Source organism: Janthinobacterium pasteuri (assembly GCF_051380775.1).
In the GTDB taxonomy this organism is placed as follows: Bacteria; Pseudomonadota; Gammaproteobacteria; order Burkholderiales; family Burkholderiaceae_D; genus Janthinobacterium.
The window spans coordinates 119,833-134,867 of sequence record NZ_JBNYXS010000008.1; the positions used below are offsets into that span (position 1 = coordinate 119,833).

Annotated in this window: 13 protein-coding genes; 3 read left to right on the forward strand and 10 right to left on the reverse strand. The window is 64.1% G+C overall.

All coding sequences use genetic code 11. The annotated features are described in order from the left end of the window. Positions 1 to 12 precede the first annotated feature (12 nt). From ACQ4WN_RS10800 to ACQ4WN_RS10840, 9 genes are all read right to left on the reverse strand, one after another. The gene (locus tag ACQ4WN_RS10800) at positions 13 to 627 is read right to left on the reverse strand and encodes a TadE/TadG family type IV pilus assembly protein (protein ID WP_436551535.1); all 615 of its coding nucleotides are present in this window, start codon (positions 625 to 627) and stop codon (positions 13 to 15) included. Continuing rightward, a complete protein-coding gene (locus ACQ4WN_RS10805; protein WP_436551536.1) occupies positions 617 to 1,099 on the reverse strand; it encodes a TadE/TadG family type IV pilus assembly protein in 483 nt (160 codons plus the stop codon). Before ACQ4WN_RS10805 ends, ACQ4WN_RS10800 begins: the two co-directional genes overlap by 11 nt. After that, entirely contained in the window at positions 1,096 to 2,523 is a 1,428-nt protein-coding gene (locus ACQ4WN_RS10810; protein WP_436551537.1) for a TadE/TadG family type IV pilus assembly protein, read from the reverse strand. The genes ACQ4WN_RS10805 and ACQ4WN_RS10810 overlap by 4 nt, the downstream gene beginning before the upstream one ends. Then, positions 2,513 to 2,815, reverse strand: coding sequence for a hypothetical protein (locus ACQ4WN_RS10815; protein WP_436551538.1), 303 nt, complete (start codon positions 2,813 to 2,815; stop codon positions 2,513 to 2,515). The genes ACQ4WN_RS10810 and ACQ4WN_RS10815 overlap by 11 nt, the downstream gene beginning before the upstream one ends. Before the next feature lie 16 nt (positions 2,816 to 2,831). Beyond that, a complete protein-coding gene (locus ACQ4WN_RS10820; RefSeq protein WP_436551539.1) occupies positions 2,832 to 4,259 on the reverse strand; it encodes a type II and III secretion system protein family protein in 1,428 nt (475 codons plus the stop codon). Between the two features lie 32 nt (positions 4,260 to 4,291). Further along, entirely contained in the window at positions 4,292 to 5,149 is an 858-nt protein-coding gene (gene cpaB, locus ACQ4WN_RS10825; RefSeq protein WP_436551540.1) for a Flp pilus assembly protein CpaB, read from the reverse strand. Continuing rightward, positions 5,146 to 6,519, reverse strand: a complete 1,374-nt coding sequence (locus ACQ4WN_RS10830) for an ATP-binding protein (protein ID WP_436551541.1) — start codon at positions 6,517 to 6,519, stop codon at positions 5,146 to 5,148. The genes cpaB and ACQ4WN_RS10830 overlap by 4 nt, the downstream gene beginning before the upstream one ends. 93 nt (positions 6,520 to 6,612) lie before the next feature. Continuing rightward, on the reverse strand, positions 6,613 to 7,146 hold the full coding sequence (locus tag ACQ4WN_RS10835) for an A24 family peptidase (protein ID WP_436551542.1): 534 nt from the start codon (positions 7,144 to 7,146) through the stop codon (positions 6,613 to 6,615). Between the two features lie 53 nt (positions 7,147 to 7,199). Next, positions 7,200 to 7,382 (reverse strand): Flp family type IVb pilin, encoded by a 183-nt coding sequence (locus ACQ4WN_RS10840; protein WP_034752975.1) that lies wholly within the window; start codon positions 7,380 to 7,382, stop codon positions 7,200 to 7,202. Between the two features lie 474 nt (positions 7,383 to 7,856). On the opposite strand from ACQ4WN_RS10840, the gene ACQ4WN_RS10845 reads away from it, so the two are divergent. After that, entirely contained in the window at positions 7,857 to 8,903 is a 1,047-nt protein-coding gene (locus tag ACQ4WN_RS10845) for a GGDEF domain-containing protein (protein ID WP_436551543.1), read from the forward strand. Here the strand turns inward: ACQ4WN_RS10845 and ACQ4WN_RS10850 are convergent. After that, positions 8,900 to 10,126 carry an HD-GYP domain-containing protein gene (locus ACQ4WN_RS10850; RefSeq protein ID WP_436551544.1) on the reverse strand — a complete coding sequence of 409 codons (1,227 nt, stop codon included), beginning with the start codon at positions 10,124 to 10,126 and terminating at the stop codon, positions 8,900 to 8,902. The genes ACQ4WN_RS10845 and ACQ4WN_RS10850 overlap by 4 nt on opposite strands. A 138-nt stretch (positions 10,127 to 10,264) precedes the next feature. On the opposite strand from ACQ4WN_RS10850, the gene ACQ4WN_RS10855 reads away from it, so the two are divergent. Together ACQ4WN_RS10855 and ACQ4WN_RS10860 are read left to right on the forward strand one after the other, a co-directional pair. Continuing rightward, on the forward strand, positions 10,265 to 11,206 hold the full coding sequence (locus ACQ4WN_RS10855; protein ID WP_436551616.1) for a LysR substrate-binding domain-containing protein: 942 nt from the start codon (positions 10,265 to 10,267) through the stop codon (positions 11,204 to 11,206). Positions 11,207 to 11,399: 193 nt separating this feature from the next. After that, positions 11,400 to 14,996 carry an indolepyruvate ferredoxin oxidoreductase family protein gene (locus ACQ4WN_RS10860; protein ID WP_436551545.1) on the forward strand — a complete coding sequence of 1,199 codons (3,597 nt, stop codon included), beginning with the start codon at positions 11,400 to 11,402 and terminating at the stop codon, positions 14,994 to 14,996. Positions 14,997 to 15,035 lie beyond the last annotated feature (39 nt).

Sequence of the window (15,035 nt, forward strand, 5' to 3'; positions counted from 1 at the left end):
GCGGATCGGCGCTCATGGACAAAAACCGGGATTGTCCGGATAGCCCAGCGACTCGGCCACCGCCATGGTGGCCCCGCTGGGAAAACGTATGGCGCCTGCGCCGGAGGGAAACATCACCCCCAGCAGCGGCAGGACGGGCCGGTACGGCACTGCCTCGCAGCGCGCGCCGTCGCTCGGCACGCACAGGCGCGCGCGCACGAAGCGGATGCAGCTGGCGCCATGCGGGTCGTCCAGGCAATTGATGCGGTTGCGTTGCGGACAGCCTGGCATCACCGTCACGGGCACTGCCGCCAGCGCGGCGCCGCCGCTGCTCTCCGACAAATAATCGATGCGCACATTCGCGTCGCTGATGCCGCCGCCCAGCGGCAGCGCGCCCGGCGTGGCGCGCAGCACGGCTTGCGTGCGCACGGCCTGCAGCGCGCCGGCATTGCTGAAATCGGTGACGGCGGCGGCGCGCGCCGCCCGCCGGGTAATTTCGTGCACCATGTTCCACACGTACACGGCGCGCGCCACTTCCAGCATGGCAAACAGGAAGAGGAAGAACAGCAGCGCCAGCATGGCGAACTCGACAGCGAAGACGCCGCCCTGGCGCTGCCGCCACTGCCAGATATGCAGGTTAGTTGACATAGCGTAATGTCGCATTCGCACGCAGCGGGATCGGCGCCAGCTGCGGCAGCCACTTGCGCGTCAGCTCGGGCAGGATATCGACGGGCATGTCCACCGACACCTTGATGCGTACCTGCAGCGGCGCCGTCGGGTAGTTGCCGCAGCTGTAAAAGTCATCGTTATAGATGCAATCCACGTTGACTTTCCCGCTGCTCATGCCTGGCCAGGATTCCAGCATCGCCTGCCGCACCATCTGCCGGGCAAACACGACACCCTGCTCCGCCGCATCGGCATTGGCCATCTGCGACAGAGGCATGGTCGCCAGGTAGCGCGCCGCATCGTGCGTACTTTTTTGCAGGGCCGTGTACACCAGCAGCGCGCGGCCGAACAGCAGCACGAAGGGCAGCAGCGCCATAAAAAACAGCAGGATCAGCGCCAGCTCGATGGCGGCGACACCGCCCTGACGACTTGGCACGCGGCAAAGCGGCTTCATTGCAGCAGCTCCGCCGGGCCGATCAGCGTACCCTCGGCCACCAGACCGGCAAATTCGGCGCTCAGCACGCCATTGCTGGCCGGCGCCGTCATGAAGAAACGGCCGATGCCGCGCACCTGGGCCAGCACGTCACTACCGGCCGGCACGGGGCAAGCCAGCAGCGCAATATGCAGCAAACGCCGCTGCGCCACGCCCGTGTTGCCGGTCGGCGCCGTCTGGTAAGCCAGCGTCTGGTATGGCGGCGTGGCAGGATAGCCGGACTTGGCGGCCGGCGCGGCCGGGGCAGCGGGATACAGCCTGGGCCAGTCGCTGGTGGCAAACGGCAGATAGCCGCCGGGCGGCTTCACGCTGCTGTACTTGACTGCCTTGGCAAACGACCACAGCGGTCCATAACTACCGAGCGTGGGAGGCGTCGCGTTCGATTCCGGGTCGGCCACGGACAGCAGCGGATTGCCGGTGCTCAGGGCGCTTGGCGCATCGGGCGTATTCGTCATCCACCAGTTCGCCGCCGTATTCGGATACGCGCGGATGTTCGTGTCGGGCGGCGCCGTGACGGGATGGCAGCCGCTGCCCGCATGCTGATTGAAGCGCGCGTTGAAGGCGGGCCACAGCGCGGCAGGAAAGGGCCGATGCACGTGCACCGACGCACTGCCGATGCGCGGATACAGCACCGTGCCGCTGCAGACAAACGGCAGCACGCTCGCCTCGCTGACGTGCAACGACGATCCAAGCATGCCCGGCCGGCCCAGCGGATTGAGCACGAAATGTTCGGCCGCCGGGCCATGCGGGTTAAGCTTCAACAAGTTATACGCCACGCCACGGCGAAAGCCATATTCCAGCAACTCGACGGCCGGCAGCAGGGCGGCATTCGTACGCGGGCTGGCGGCACTGCCCGACAGCGCGCAGATGGCCAGCGGGGTCAGGTGCAGGCTGGACCGTCCCGCCACCGCGCGCGCGCCCGTGTCCAAGGTGCGCAGCGCCGGCGACCAGGCGCCCAGGAACGCCGTCGCCACCCGACCCAGCGACGGGTCATTGGCCTGCGTATCGACGCGCACGAACAGCGCCGTGGTGGCGTCGGGCACGGCGCCCGCCGCATGCCACTCGCTGGCGGGAGCGTCGGGTGTGCTGGCGAAACGGATGCTGGCATCCGACAGGATGGCGCCCTCCATGCGGCGCCGCCATGCGCTCCTGTCGGCCGCACTGTGCTTGGCTTTCGCTACGGCAATGAGCAGACCCTCGGGCGTGCCGACCAGTTCCGCCGCCGCCGCCAGCGCCGCGTTGTCGGCCAGGTTCTGCAATTCCGTCTTGCGGCCGATGACCTGCCCCACGTCGAGCGCCAGCCCGATAAAGCCCAGCACCACGATGAGCAGGATGGAAAAGGCGATCAGCATCGCCCCGCGCTGGCACCGGCGTCTATTTGCCATTGCCGCTTCCCAACATGAATTGCACGGGCTGCGGAGCCTGCGCGTTCGGTTCGGCAAACGAAGCGCGGTAGCGCTGCATGACGGCGTGCGCACTGGGGCCATCGAGGCCATCGGCTGGCAGGCGATTGCCGAGGCTGGCCGGATCGCGCACCTGCTGCGCCATGGCCAGGCGCACGGCGTCGCCGAAGCGCCGGTCCAGCTGCGGCGTGCTGCCGTGCGCGCAGGCGGCCAGCTGCAGTACCAGCAGCAGCGCCGCCAGGCGCCGCAGCGACATCAAAAGCGAGTTCGGCATGGCATGTCTCCCCATCTCATTTCAGCTCGAAACCATTCGCCGCGCGCAGCGTCGGCACGGACGGCGGCGCCAGCGTCCCTTCCATCTTGCCGCCCAACATCAAGTCCGTGCGCGAAGGGGGCGCCAGCTGCGCCGTCGGCAGCACGGTATCGGCCGGCAAGGGCTTCACCAGGTGCGCGGTAATGACGAACAGCAATTCCGTGCGGTCATGCTGGAAATCCGTGCTGCGAAACAGCGCACCCAGGATGGGCACTTCGCTGAGCCAGGGCACGCCCGTGATGTTGCTCACCTGGTTGTTCTTGATCAAGCCACCGATGGCATAGCTCTGGCCGTCGTACAGCTGCACCGTGGTCGAGGCGCGCCGCGTGGTGATGACAGGCAGGATAGAGCGGCCGCTGACGCCGGCGGCGGAAATGCCCACTCCTTCGCGCGACAGTTCCGACACTTCCGGCGCCACCTTCAGGTTGATGCGTCCGCCCGACAGCACGGTCGGAGTAAAACGCAGGCCGACGCCATACTCGCGCTCTTCCAGGGTGATCTTGTTGTTGTCCTGGCCGACGGGAATGAAGATCTTGCCGCCGGCCAAAAAACTGCCTTCCTGCCCGCTGATTGCCATCACCGTCGGCTCGGCGAGGATGCGCACCAGGCCATCCTGTTTCTGCGCCTCGATGGTCAGCTGCTGGCCATTCGACTTGCGCACGTGGAGCAAGCCATTGGCCGTGCCGCTGAGGAAATTCGACAGCAAGGTGGTGGCCCAGCTGCCGGACGCGAAGCGCAAGGTGGCTCCCACTTCCAGCCGCTCCAGCAGGGACTTCGACACTTCGGCAATCTGCACGGCCAGCATCACCTGCTGCGGCGCACTGACGTCGAGCATATTGATGACGCGGCTGTTCGCGCCGCCAGCGGGCGCCGTGGCCGCCACCGGCGCAGCCATGGCGCCATCGGCGGGCCTGGGCAGCGTTAACGGAGCGGTGGCGCGGCGCACGTAGGCGTGTGCCAGCTCGACGGCGCGCAGCACGGCGCCCGCATCCTGCACCGTGCCCGACAACACCAGTGTATCGGCCACGGCCGTCACGCGGAGGGCTTTTTCTTCCGGCATCAGTGACGCCAGGGTCGCTTGCAAGCTGGACGGGTCCATGCTGACGCTGACGTTCACCACGCTGCACACGCCGCTGCGTCCCTGGATGATCATATTCGTGCTGCCCACATCGACGCCCACCACGTACAGGGTGTCGGGTGCCACCAGCATGGCTTGCAGCACGGCCGGATTGCCGACGCTGCGGGCCAGCACCGCCTCGGGCAGGCGCAGCATGCTCGACTTGCCCACCTGTAGCTGCAAGTTGCCGGGTGTAGCCGCTTCTCCGCCGCAGCGCGGGCCGGGATCGGCCGCCGCGCCGGCAAGCGGCAACAGCAGGCAGCACAGTGTCAGCAGGGCGCGGTTCATGAGCGTGTCCATGGTTGAGCAAGGCAACAAGACTAAAAGCATTCGCGCGACTGGCGCGTCCCGTCGATGACGCCGCTGCACTGGCGCGGCGGTTCCGGCGGCGCCTTTGCCACGCGCACCGGGCGCGGCGCGGCGGCCAGCACGGGCGCGGCGATGGCGGGAGCGGGCTCGGCCTCATGCGGTCCGCCCAGCAGGGTCAGCTTGGTCGCGCCCGCCGTCACGCCCGGCTGCGGGTCGACCTGGTTGCGCAGCACCAGCGACAGGCTGCCCACGCTGCGCGCCAGGTCCAGGTTTTCCGCCTGTTCCGGCGTCACTTCCAGGGTCACCGCATTGACCACGCGCGGCTTGGTCTCGTCGCGTCCCACTTCCTGCGCCACGGCCAGCACCAGGATGCGTTCGAGGACGATCTTGGAAATGTTGCGGCTTTGCGGAAACGCGCGCTCGCCGGCATCCTGCTGGGTGCTCACGATGATATCGACATAGTTGCCCGGCAAGGCAAAGCCGGCAACGCCGATCACATCGTTGACGCGCACGGTGATGGCGCGCCGCCCTTCCGTGATCAGGGCCGACAGGCCGCCCAGGGTGCCCACCGGTGCCAGCTTGGCTTCGCTCAGCGGTTCGCCGCGCAGCACGCTGGTTTTCAGCACCCGTCCCGCCAGTTTTGCCGGGTCTTGCAGCGCGCCCTGCGGCAGGCTTTCCGCAGGCCACTCGGCCAGGCGCAGCATCTCGGGTGTCAGACGCTGGCCCAGGTTGACATCGCTGGCGGCGACGACGATCTTGCCCTTGCCGGCCGGCGTCTGGCGCAGCAGCCAGTGCGAGGCCAGCAACACGGCCAGCAGGCCCAGCACCACCGCCAGGGCCATCATCAGCAGGGCGCGCCGGTGTTTCATGCGATGCGCTCGCACAGGCTGGCGGTCGGCATGTCGCAGCTGGCAAACAGGCTGTTCCAGGCCTGCTCCAGGGCGGCCACCGTCAGGCGCGCTTCGCAGCCGGCAAAGCCGGCAAAGTCGCCTATGCGCGCCAGCAATTCCTGCGGATAGCTGGCCAGCAAGGGCCGTCCCTGCGCCGCATGCAGCTGCAGCAGGTGGTTCACGGCCAGTTCATCGATGGCCATGCCGGCCAGGCGGCATTGCTGGCGGAACAGGGCGCGATAGGCGCTCTCGGCCAGCGGCCCCACCTGCACCTTGTAGCCGATGCGGCGCAGCAAGGCAGGATCGAACAGCTCGCCCGGCGGCATATTCGTGGCCAGCACCAGGGCGTTGTCAAACGGCACGCTAATCTGCACGCCGCCGGGCAAGCCCAGCTGGTCGCTGCCGCGCGCCAGCGGCAGCATCAGCCGCGTCAGCAGCTCTTGCGCGCCCAGGCGCTGGCGGCCCAGGTCATCGATGATCAGCATGCCGTTATTGGCCCGCACATGGGGCGGTGCCTGGTAGCAGCCGCCGCTGGCGTCATGGCGCAGCTCCAGCATGCCGGCGTCGAGCTCGGCGCCCACATGGATCACGGGACGCTGGCACAGCACCCAGCGGATGTCGGTGCTGCGCCGCTCCAGCGCCTGGCGCGCATGGCTGACATGCTGCGGCGCGGGCGGCAGGTGCTGGGCCGGATCGTACAATTGAATGATGTCCTGGCCGACAACGATGGCGTACGGCACGGCGACCAGCCCGTGCAGCAATTGGCCCAGCTGCAGCGCCAGGGTCGACTTGCCGCTGCCGGGCGGACCGTACAGCAGCAGCGAGCGCCCCGAATGCAGGGCCGCGCCCACCACGTCGAGCATGCCCGGCCCAGCATGGGCGCTGCCCAGCACGGCGGCCAGGTCATCGCTGCCCACGCGCTGTTCCTGCGCCAGCCACGACTGGCGTGTCACCATGGCGCGGTACGCTTCCAGCGTGACGGGAGCGGCGCCGATATACGCGCAGCGCTCGAGGAAGGCGCTGGCGCGCTGCTTGCCGGCACCCGTCAGTTGGTACTGCACGTCGATCTCGGATTCGCCGCGCCAGGCCACTTCGGCCATCTGCTCGGCCACCATGAAATCGAGCACTTCGCGCAAGACATTGATCGACAGGCGCAAGCGCGTCGTCAGTGCGGACAGGTGCGTCTTGCCGCCCACAAACATCAGCTTGGCGATCAGTTCGACCACCAGCGGGCGCTCCAGGCCCGTTTCGCGCAGGCTCTTCGGCTGCGGCGGCAAGGGCGGCATCAGGTTCGCGTCGGCGGGGCGCGGCGCACTCTCGCTGCTCATGGAATAGTCGACCTCGGTCATGCTGTGTCTCCAAGCCGGTTAAGACTGCATTGAACAGAGTTCATTCTAGCCAGCGGGAACCGGCGCCCATTGATTCAGAGCAATGAATGCCAATCAGAAATAATGCCGCCCTTGCACCGCCAGACAGCCCAGGGCAATGGCCAGTCCGTACGGCATGTTGCCCACGCTGGCGCCGCTGCCCAGGGCGGCGGGCGCCAGGGGAATGCCAGCCATGCGCGCGATCATTGGCCACAGCAGCTGGCGCAGATTGCCCAGGCAGGCACGCCACTTGCCTTGGTACGTGATCATCAGCACGGCCATCAGGCCGCCCAGCACAAAGGTGGCGAAACAGATCTGCAGCACGGGCCAGGGACCGGCAAAGGCACCCACCATGGCGATCAGCTTGACGTCGCCAGCGGCCATGCCGCGCAGCACGTATAGAGGCAGGAACAGGAAGAAGCCCGTCGCCATGCCGCCCAGCCACAACGACGGCACGCTTTGCGGCCACAGCCACAGGTGCAAGGTCAGCGCGGCGAGGATGCCCGATAGCACCAAACCATTCGGTATCTTGCGTCGGATCAAATCACTGACGGCGGCTCCCGTCACAAAGCACAACAACAGCAGGTCGCACAAGGCAGTTGCAGGCATGGCATACCCCATGAAAAAAACCCGCCACCGGACGGCTGATGGCGGGTACCCGCTTAGGGCGTCAACACCAGGTTCGATGAAATGTCGGTGAGGACGGCCAGCAAGTTGGTCTTGATCAGCAAGAAACCGGCCGTGATGGCGGTAGCCATCAAAGCCGCAATCAAGCCGTATTCGATTGCCGTAATGCCATCCTCATCCTTGACAAACTGCTGTACTGCCGACAGGAAGGTATGCATGACAAGCTCCCAAAAGTGAATCACAAGTCCCTGGCGCAATCGGGTGTGAAACATTGCCCATTCCTGCTAATATGTTTCCTGCCGTAAATTTCTGCGCCATTGCGTTGACTATAAAGCGTCTATATTTTGGCAAATTGACGCGCCACAAGTTTCCACATGGAAATTATCAAACCTTGTTGAAATGAGGGCTGACGCAAACAAATGTTGCGATCAGGATTGAAAGCCTTCGTCAATGCAAGTTTTTTGCAACGCAGTGCATGAATCTCATGTATTTACATGAAATATTGCATACGTTAATTGCCTATTAGGCAAAAAGACATTATCCTGCTTAGCTCTTCTTTGGAAAGGCCGCTCGCCCTGCGGTAAAGAGCGTCATGCCACCAAATAAATCTTGGCTTCTTGTAGACGGACGCGAATTGCTTGATGCAATGCTGCTATGACGACACTTGTGTGACTACTTTCCAGAGAACGACAATGGATTCCCTACTGAAACACATGGTGGACATGACCGGGCACCGCGACCATACGATGCTCGACATCTCCGTGATCTCGGCAGTTCAGGAACTCGCTTCCGCGTCGCAGACCCGTGTGCTGGCACTGACCACCGTGCGTGGCCAGGTGTTCGTGCGGTCGCGGGCCATCATCGTGGCGGGCAGCGTGGCCCGCATGGAAGAGCATAACGACCCTACTCTGCCGGGCGAACCGCTGTCGGACTATCCGGCGCTGGCTGCCTGCATCGCGCACCATGAAGCGAGCGCCGATACCCTGTGCGCCGACGGCCGCCACCTGCTGTGGCTGCCCATCTGGATCGGCGACCAGGTCACCACCTGCCTGGAAATCACCAACCCCACGCCGTACACGGGCGCCACCATCCAGGTGATCGGCGGCATCGTCAGCGTGTACCGCAATTTCCAGAACCTGCTCGACTACAGCGAACGCGATTCGCTCACCGGCTTGTTGAATCGCAAGACCTTCGACGACCAGCTGGCGAAAATCCTGCATAGCCGCGGCGAACCGGAAGCGGAGAAGCCGCGTCCCGTCGATGAAGAACGGCGCCACCATACGGACACGGAGCGGCAATGGCTGGCCGTGATCGACGTCGATCATTTCAAACTGGTCAACGATAAGTTCGGCCACCTGTATGGCGATGAAGTGCTGATCCTGATCGCCAACCAGCTGCAATCGTCGTTCCGCTCGCAAGACCGCATCTTCCGCTTCGGCGGCGAGGAATTCGTCGTGCTGCTGCGCTCGATCACCCTGGAAAATGCGCAGAAAATCATCGACCGATTCCGCACCAATGTCGAGGCGCATGACTTCCCGCAAGTGGGCAGAGTCACCGTCAGCGTGGGCTTCGTCAGCATCAACGCCTACGAGGCACCGGTCATCATTCTCGGCCGCGCCGACCAGGCCCTGTACTACGCGAAAAGCCATGGTCGCAACCTGGCTTGCCACTATGACGAGCTGGTCGCCAAGGGCCTGTTAACTACCATCGCCTCGAACGATACGGCGGAGTTCTTCTAGGCATCCGCTAGCGATAAAAAGCGCATGGGATCAACCTGCCACTTGGCGGCCGACTCATGGCCGACGATCTTGTCGCCGCCGCCGAAGCCTAAGCCGCGCGACAGGTCGACTGTCTCGGGCTTGATGTAGGCATTGCTCTTCGTACTGAAAAACACATTCACTTTCGGCGCCAGCAGATTGCTTTCGTGCGCCTCGATAACGACGGCCAGGCGGCCCGATTCCAGCATCACCATGGTGCCGACCGGATAGATGCCCACGCAGCGCATGAAATCCTGCGCGAACACGGGGTTGAAATGAAATTTGCTCCACTCATAGATCTTGCGCAGGGCTTCGGCAGCGGGAATACCCTTGTGATAGCTGCGGTCGGACGTCAGCGCGTCATACACGTCGACGATGGCGGACATCTGCGCCAGCTCGCTGATGGCGTCGCCGGCCAGCTGGTCCGGGTAGCCGCTGCCATCGCGCCGCTCATGGTGGTGCAAAGCGATGTCGAGGGGAATGGCGCCCAGCTCGGGCGAACGGCGCAGGATGTCGTAGCCATCGCGCGGATGGCGCTTGATCAGGGCAAATTCTTCCGGCGTCAGGGGGCCGGGTTTGTTCAGCACGCTGTCGGGCACTAGCGCCTTGCCCGTGTCGTGCAGCAAGCCGCCCAGGCCAGCCTGGTGCGTGGTGTCCCCATCGACGCCCCGCGAGCGGCAAAACGCCACCAGCAGCGCGCACACGCTAACGGAATGCAAGAAGGTGTAGTCGTCCTTGCTCTTGATGCGCAACAAGCCGACGAGGGCGCCGGGATTGCGCAAGATCGATTCGGTGATATCTTGCACCGTGTGCTGCACGCGGTCGATCTCGACGGCCTTGCCCAGGCGCACATCGGCCATCACCGTGCGCACCAGGCTCGATGCCTGCTGCCGCACCTGCGTGGCACGCGCCAGTTCCATGCCCAGCGACACGCGCGTGACCACCTGCGGCGGCGTGGCGATCTGCACCAGTTCGCGTTCCGTCTCTGCCCGCGCCTGCGCCACCGTGGGCGCATCCTGCACGTCGAGCCCCTTGCCGCTGTCGATCACCACGTCATGGATGCCGGCTTGCACGATCTTGCGGATTTCATCATCGCTGCGCAACAGGAAACGGTTGCGCACGAACGGATGCGTCATCCAGTCGCAACTGAGGTCGTGGATGTACATGCCCACTTTTAATTGAGACGAATCAACTTTCTTGAGCATGCTGTCTTTCCACAAATACACGTCTGGAGCACCGAAGGCGCTAGAATGAGTATAACAAAATTGTTATTCTGCTGGCCGCGTTTGGCGCTGCGGCGCAACAGCCTGTTTTTTCCGCTCACCACACAGCGTCTGGGACCCATGGAACTGCGCCAACTACGCTACTTTGTTGCCATCGTCGACCACGGTTCGCTGTCGCGCGCGGCCCTGATCCTGCATGTGGCGCAGCCAGCCCTGACGCAGCAGCTGCGCCAGCTGGAAGAAGAACTGGGGGTGCAGCTGCTGCACCGCTCGGCCCAGGGCGTGCTCAGCACGGACGCGGGCAAGGTATTTTACGAACACGCGCAGGCGATCCTGAAACAGGTGGCCGACGCCCGCTCGGCCGTCACGCAAAGCGCCACGCGTCCATCCGGCAACGTCACCCTCGGCTTGCCGCACAGCATCTCCGGCGCGCTGGCCCTGCCCTTGCTGCTCGCCGCGCGCGAGCGCTACCCCGAAATCACCCTGCAGTTGACGGAAGAAATCACGGGCAACCTGAACGAACAATTGAAATCAGGCCGCATCAACCTGGCCGTGCTGTTTGACGATGGCCAGCTCACGCCGTTTGCCTGCAGCCCGCTGGTGGAAGAAGAGATGCGTTTTATCTGCCGCAGCGATTCGCCGTTCGCGCCCCCGGGCCATGCGCTGTCGTTCCCGCAAGCACTGAGTGCCACCCTGATCCTGCCGGGCTTGCAACATGGCGTGCGACCGCGCATCGACAGCCGCGCGCGCGAACTGGGCCTGGAAACGGCGAACGTGATCGAGATCAACTCGATCGCCATCCTGAAATCGGCCATCCTGGCCGGCATGGGCGCCACCATCTTGCCGGCCGCGCCCCTGCTGGCCGAACTGGACAGCGGCGCCATGCGCAGCTATGCCATCCACAGCCCCGTGCTGTCGCGCACGGTGGCCCTGTGTGCGTCGAAGAACATTCCCCTGACGAATGCGGGCAACGCCGTCAAAAACCTCGTCCTGCAAGTGGCCGCCGAGCTGTGCGGCAGCGGACGCTGGGTGGGGGCGCATGTGCTCTCGCCCATGGCATAAGTATTTCTTATACCCCCATCGCCAAAGCGTATTTGCCGCTTCCTTCTCCCCGTTCTACACTGACCACATTAACTATTTTAAATTTAAAATAGCTATGTGCCGCCCACACGCGGCCATCCCGTCTGCACAGCGCGCGCCTTACCGGGCGCGACCTTGTACAGCCGCTATCTGAAACACCCTTTTGGAGACAGCCATGTCCGTGACCACGGAAAACGGCTCCGCAGCGTTCGCTAGAAACGCCGGTGCCGCGCCATCTACGCCCCCCGACACTTCCCGTTTGACCACCGTCAGCCTCGACGACAAATACACGGCCACTTCCGGCGCCATCTTCCTGTCCGGCATCCAGGCCCTCGTACGCCTGCCCATGATGCAGCGCCTGCGCGACCAGGCTGCCGGATTGAATACGGCCGGCTTCATTTCCGGCTACCGCGGTTCGCCCCTGGGCGGCCTCGACGAAAACCTGTGGAAAGCCAAGAAACAGCTGGAAGCCCACCACGTGCAGTTCGTGCCCGGCGTCAACGAAGACCTGGCCGCCACGGCCGTCTGGGGTTCGCAGCAGGTCGACCTGATCGGCCCGGCCAAGTACGACGGCGTGTTCGCCATGTGGTACGGCAAGGGCCCGGGCGTGGACCGTTGCGGCGATGTCTTCAAGCACATGAACCATGCGGGCACGGCGAAACTGGGCGGGGTGCTGCTGGTGGCCGGCGACGACCATGGCGCGTACTCGTCGACCCTGCCGCACCAGTCCGACCATCTGTTCTCCGCCTCGATGATTCCCGTGCTGTACCCATGCAATGTGCAGGAATACCTGGACCTGGGCATCCACGGCTGGGCCATGTCGCGCTTTTCCGGCTGCACGGTGGCCTTCAAGGCGCTGGCCGACACGGTCGAATCGTCGGCCTCCATCGATGCCGACCCATTCCGCGTGGAAGTCAAGATTCCACAGGATTTCATCATGCCCGAAGGCGGCCTGAACGCGCGCCTGTCGAGCATTCCGCTGGGCCAGCAGGCGCGCAACCAGGAAGCGCTGATGCAGGACTACAAGATTTATGCGGCCCTGGCCTACGCGCGCGAAAACAAACTCAACCACACCACTATCGACAGCCCGAACGCCAAGCTGGGCATCATCGCTTCCGGCAAATCCTACCTCGACGTGCTCGAAGCACTGGAAGAGCTGGGCATCGACGAGCAAATGGCGGCCGACGTCGGCATGCGCCTGTTCAAGGTGGCCATGCCGTGGCCGCTGGAACCGGACAGCGTGCGTGAGTTTGCGCAAGGTCTCGATGAAATCCTCGTGGTCGAAGAGAAGCGGCAAATCGTCGAATACCAGCTCAAGGAGCAGCTGTACAACTGGCGCGACGACGTGCGTCCGCGTGTCATCGGCAAATTCGACGAAAAAGGCGAATGGGTGGCACCGCGCGGCGAATGGCTGCTGACCTCCAAGGCGGATTTTTCCGTCTCGCAAGTGGCGCGTGTCATCGCCAGCCGCATCGCGCGCCTGATTTCCGACCCCGTCACCTGCGACCTGATCAAGGCACGCCTGAGTTTCCTCGACGCCAAGGATGCGGTCCTGAAAAAGGCCGTGAACACGCCGTTCCGCCCCGCGTTTTACTGCTCCGGCTGCCCGCACAATACCTCGACCAAGGTGCCGGACGGCAGCCTGGCGCTGGCCGGCATCGGCTGCCACGTGATGGCCACGTCGATCTACCCGGAAATGAACAAGCTGACCACGCACATGGGCGGCGAAGGCGCTCCGTGGATCGGCCAGGCCGCGTTTTCCACATTGCCGCACGTGTTCCAGAACCTGGGCGACGGCACGTATTTCCACTCGGGGTATTTGGCCATCCGCGCCGCGCAAGCCGCCAAGGTCAACATCACCTACAAGATTCTGTATAACGACGCCGTCGCCATGACGGGCGGCCAGCCCGTGGACGGCTTGATCACCGTGCCCATGATGGCGCAGCAAGTGGCGGCCGAAGGCATCGCCCGCATCGCGCTGGTGACGGAGGATCTGTCGCGCTATAGCGACCGTTCGAACCTGCCCGCCCATCTGACCTTGCACGACCGCAAGGACATGGATGCCGTGCAGCGCGAATTGCGCGAAGTGCAAGGCGTGTCGGTGCTGATCTACGACCAGACCTGTGCGGCCGAAAAACGCCGGCGCCGCAAGAAAGGCGAATATCCGGACATTGCCAAACGCATGGTCATCAACGACGCCGTCTGCGAAGGCTGCGGCGACTGCGGCGTGCAGTCGAACTGCGTGTCGATCTTGCCGAAAGAGACGGAATTTGGCCGCAAGCGCACCATCGACCAATCCTCGTGCAACAAGGATTACTCGTGCGCCAAGGGCTTTTGCCCCAGCTTCGTCACCGTCGAGGGCGGCAGCCTGAAAAAAACAAAAACAGGCGCCGGCAAGCCGGGCGAGACGGATAACTTCGGCCCCTTGCCGGAACCCACCCTGCCAGCCTGCGACGCGCCGTATAACATCCTCATCAATGGCATCGGCGGCACGGGCGTCATCACCGTCGGCGCGCTGATGGGCATGGCAGCCCACCTGGAAGGCAAGGGCGCCTCCGTGCTGGACATGACGGGCATGTCGCAAAAGAACGGTTCCGTCACCTCGCACGTAAAAATCGCCAAGTCGCCGGCGCATATCCGCGCGCAGCGCATCGCCACGGGCGAAGCGGACCTGATTTTAGGCTGCGACATGCTGACGGCCGGCGCGCAGGATGCCGTGTCGAAAATGCGCCCGGGCCGCAGCCTGGCCGTCGTCAACCTGCATGAGCAGCCGCCGGGCACGTTTGCGCAGAATGCCGACTGGCAATATCCGACGGCGGAAGTGCGCCAGCTGATCGAGGAATCCGTGGGCGGCGCCGACGCGGCCGACTTCATCGACGCGACCAAGCTGGCTACCGCGCTGATGGGCGACTCGATCGCCGCCAACCTGTTCATGCTCGGTTACGCCTGGCAAAAGGGCCGCATCCCGTTGACGGAAGCGGCGCTGCTGCGCGCCATTGAACTCAATGGCGTAGGCATCGAATCGAACAAGAAAAGCTTCCTGTGGGGCCGCCGCGCCGCCGTCGACGTGCGCCGTGTCACGCAGATCGCCACGCCATCGCAAGCGATCATCGTGCAAATGCCGCAAAGCCTCGATAGCGTCATCAAGAAGCGCGTGGAGTTCCTCACGGCGTATCAAAATGCCGCGTATGCGGACGGTTATCTGACCCTGGTCAAACAGGTGCGCGACCGCGAGAATACCCTGGGACTGGGCCAGAAGCTGTCGACGGCTGTGGCCAAGAGCTACTTCAAATTGCTGGCCTACAAGGACGAGTACGAAGTGGCGCGCCTGTACACGGATGGCCGTTTCGTGGAGCAATTGCAGCAGCAGTTCGAAGGGAATTTCTCCGTGAAATTCAACCTGGCGCCACCGCTGTTCGCGAAAAAGGATGCGAAAGGGCATCTGGTGAAGGCGGAGTTCGGTTCCTGGATGTGGCGCGCCTTCAAGCTGCTGGCGAAAGCCAAGGGTCTGCGCGGCGGCACGTTTGACGTCTTCGGCTATACGGCCGAGCGCAAGATGGAGCGCGCCCTGATCGTCGAATACCGCGAACTGCTGGCGGGAATGCTGGTCAACCTGACGCCGGAAAACCTGGCTACCTGCGTGGAATTGGCGAGCCTGCCCGAGAAAATCCGCGGCTTCGGCCACGTCAAGGAAGCGGCCGTCGATACTTACCGCAAGGACAAAGCGCGATTGCTGGCGGTGCTGGCCGATGGAAGCAAGCACGCGGCCTAAGCCAGTCAAAGGCCTTGAAGTAAAAACGCAGAGCCTCGG

Coding starts and splice junctions, on each gene's coding strand:
- cpaB (WP_436551540.1), bottom strand. CDS start 5,149: ATGAAACACCGGCGCGCCCTGCTGATGATGGCCCTGGCGGTGGTGCTG.
- ACQ4WN_RS10860 (WP_436551545.1), top strand. CDS start 11,400: ATGTCCGTGACCACGGAAAACGGCTCCGCAGCGTTCGCTAGAAACGCC.
- ACQ4WN_RS10815 (WP_436551538.1), bottom strand. CDS start 2,815: ATGCCGAACTCGCTTTTGATGTCGCTGCGGCGCCTGGCGGCGCTGCTG.
- ACQ4WN_RS10820 (WP_436551539.1), bottom strand. CDS start 4,259: ATGAACCGCGCCCTGCTGACACTGTGCTGCCTGCTGTTGCCGCTTGCC.
- ACQ4WN_RS10800 (WP_436551535.1), bottom strand. CDS start 627: ATGTCAACTAACCTGCATATCTGGCAGTGGCGGCAGCGCCAGGGCGGC.
- ACQ4WN_RS10810 (WP_436551537.1), bottom strand. CDS start 2,523: ATGGCAAATAGACGCCGGTGCCAGCGCGGGGCGATGCTGATCGCCTTT.
- ACQ4WN_RS10855 (WP_436551616.1), top strand. CDS start 10,265: ATGGAACTGCGCCAACTACGCTACTTTGTTGCCATCGTCGACCACGGT.
- ACQ4WN_RS10850 (WP_436551544.1), bottom strand. CDS start 10,126: ATGCTCAAGAAAGTTGATTCGTCTCAATTAAAAGTGGGCATGTACATC.
- ACQ4WN_RS10830 (WP_436551541.1), bottom strand. CDS start 6,519: ATGACCGAGGTCGACTATTCCATGAGCAGCGAGAGTGCGCCGCGCCCC.
- ACQ4WN_RS10835 (WP_436551542.1), bottom strand. CDS start 7,146: ATGCCTGCAACTGCCTTGTGCGACCTGCTGTTGTTGTGCTTTGTGACG.
- ACQ4WN_RS10840 (WP_034752975.1), bottom strand. CDS start 7,382: ATGCATACCTTCCTGTCGGCAGTACAGCAGTTTGTCAAGGATGAGGAT.
- ACQ4WN_RS10805 (WP_436551536.1), bottom strand. CDS start 1,099: ATGAAGCCGCTTTGCCGCGTGCCAAGTCGTCAGGGCGGTGTCGCCGCC.
- ACQ4WN_RS10845 (WP_436551543.1), top strand. CDS start 7,857: ATGGATTCCCTACTGAAACACATGGTGGACATGACCGGGCACCGCGAC.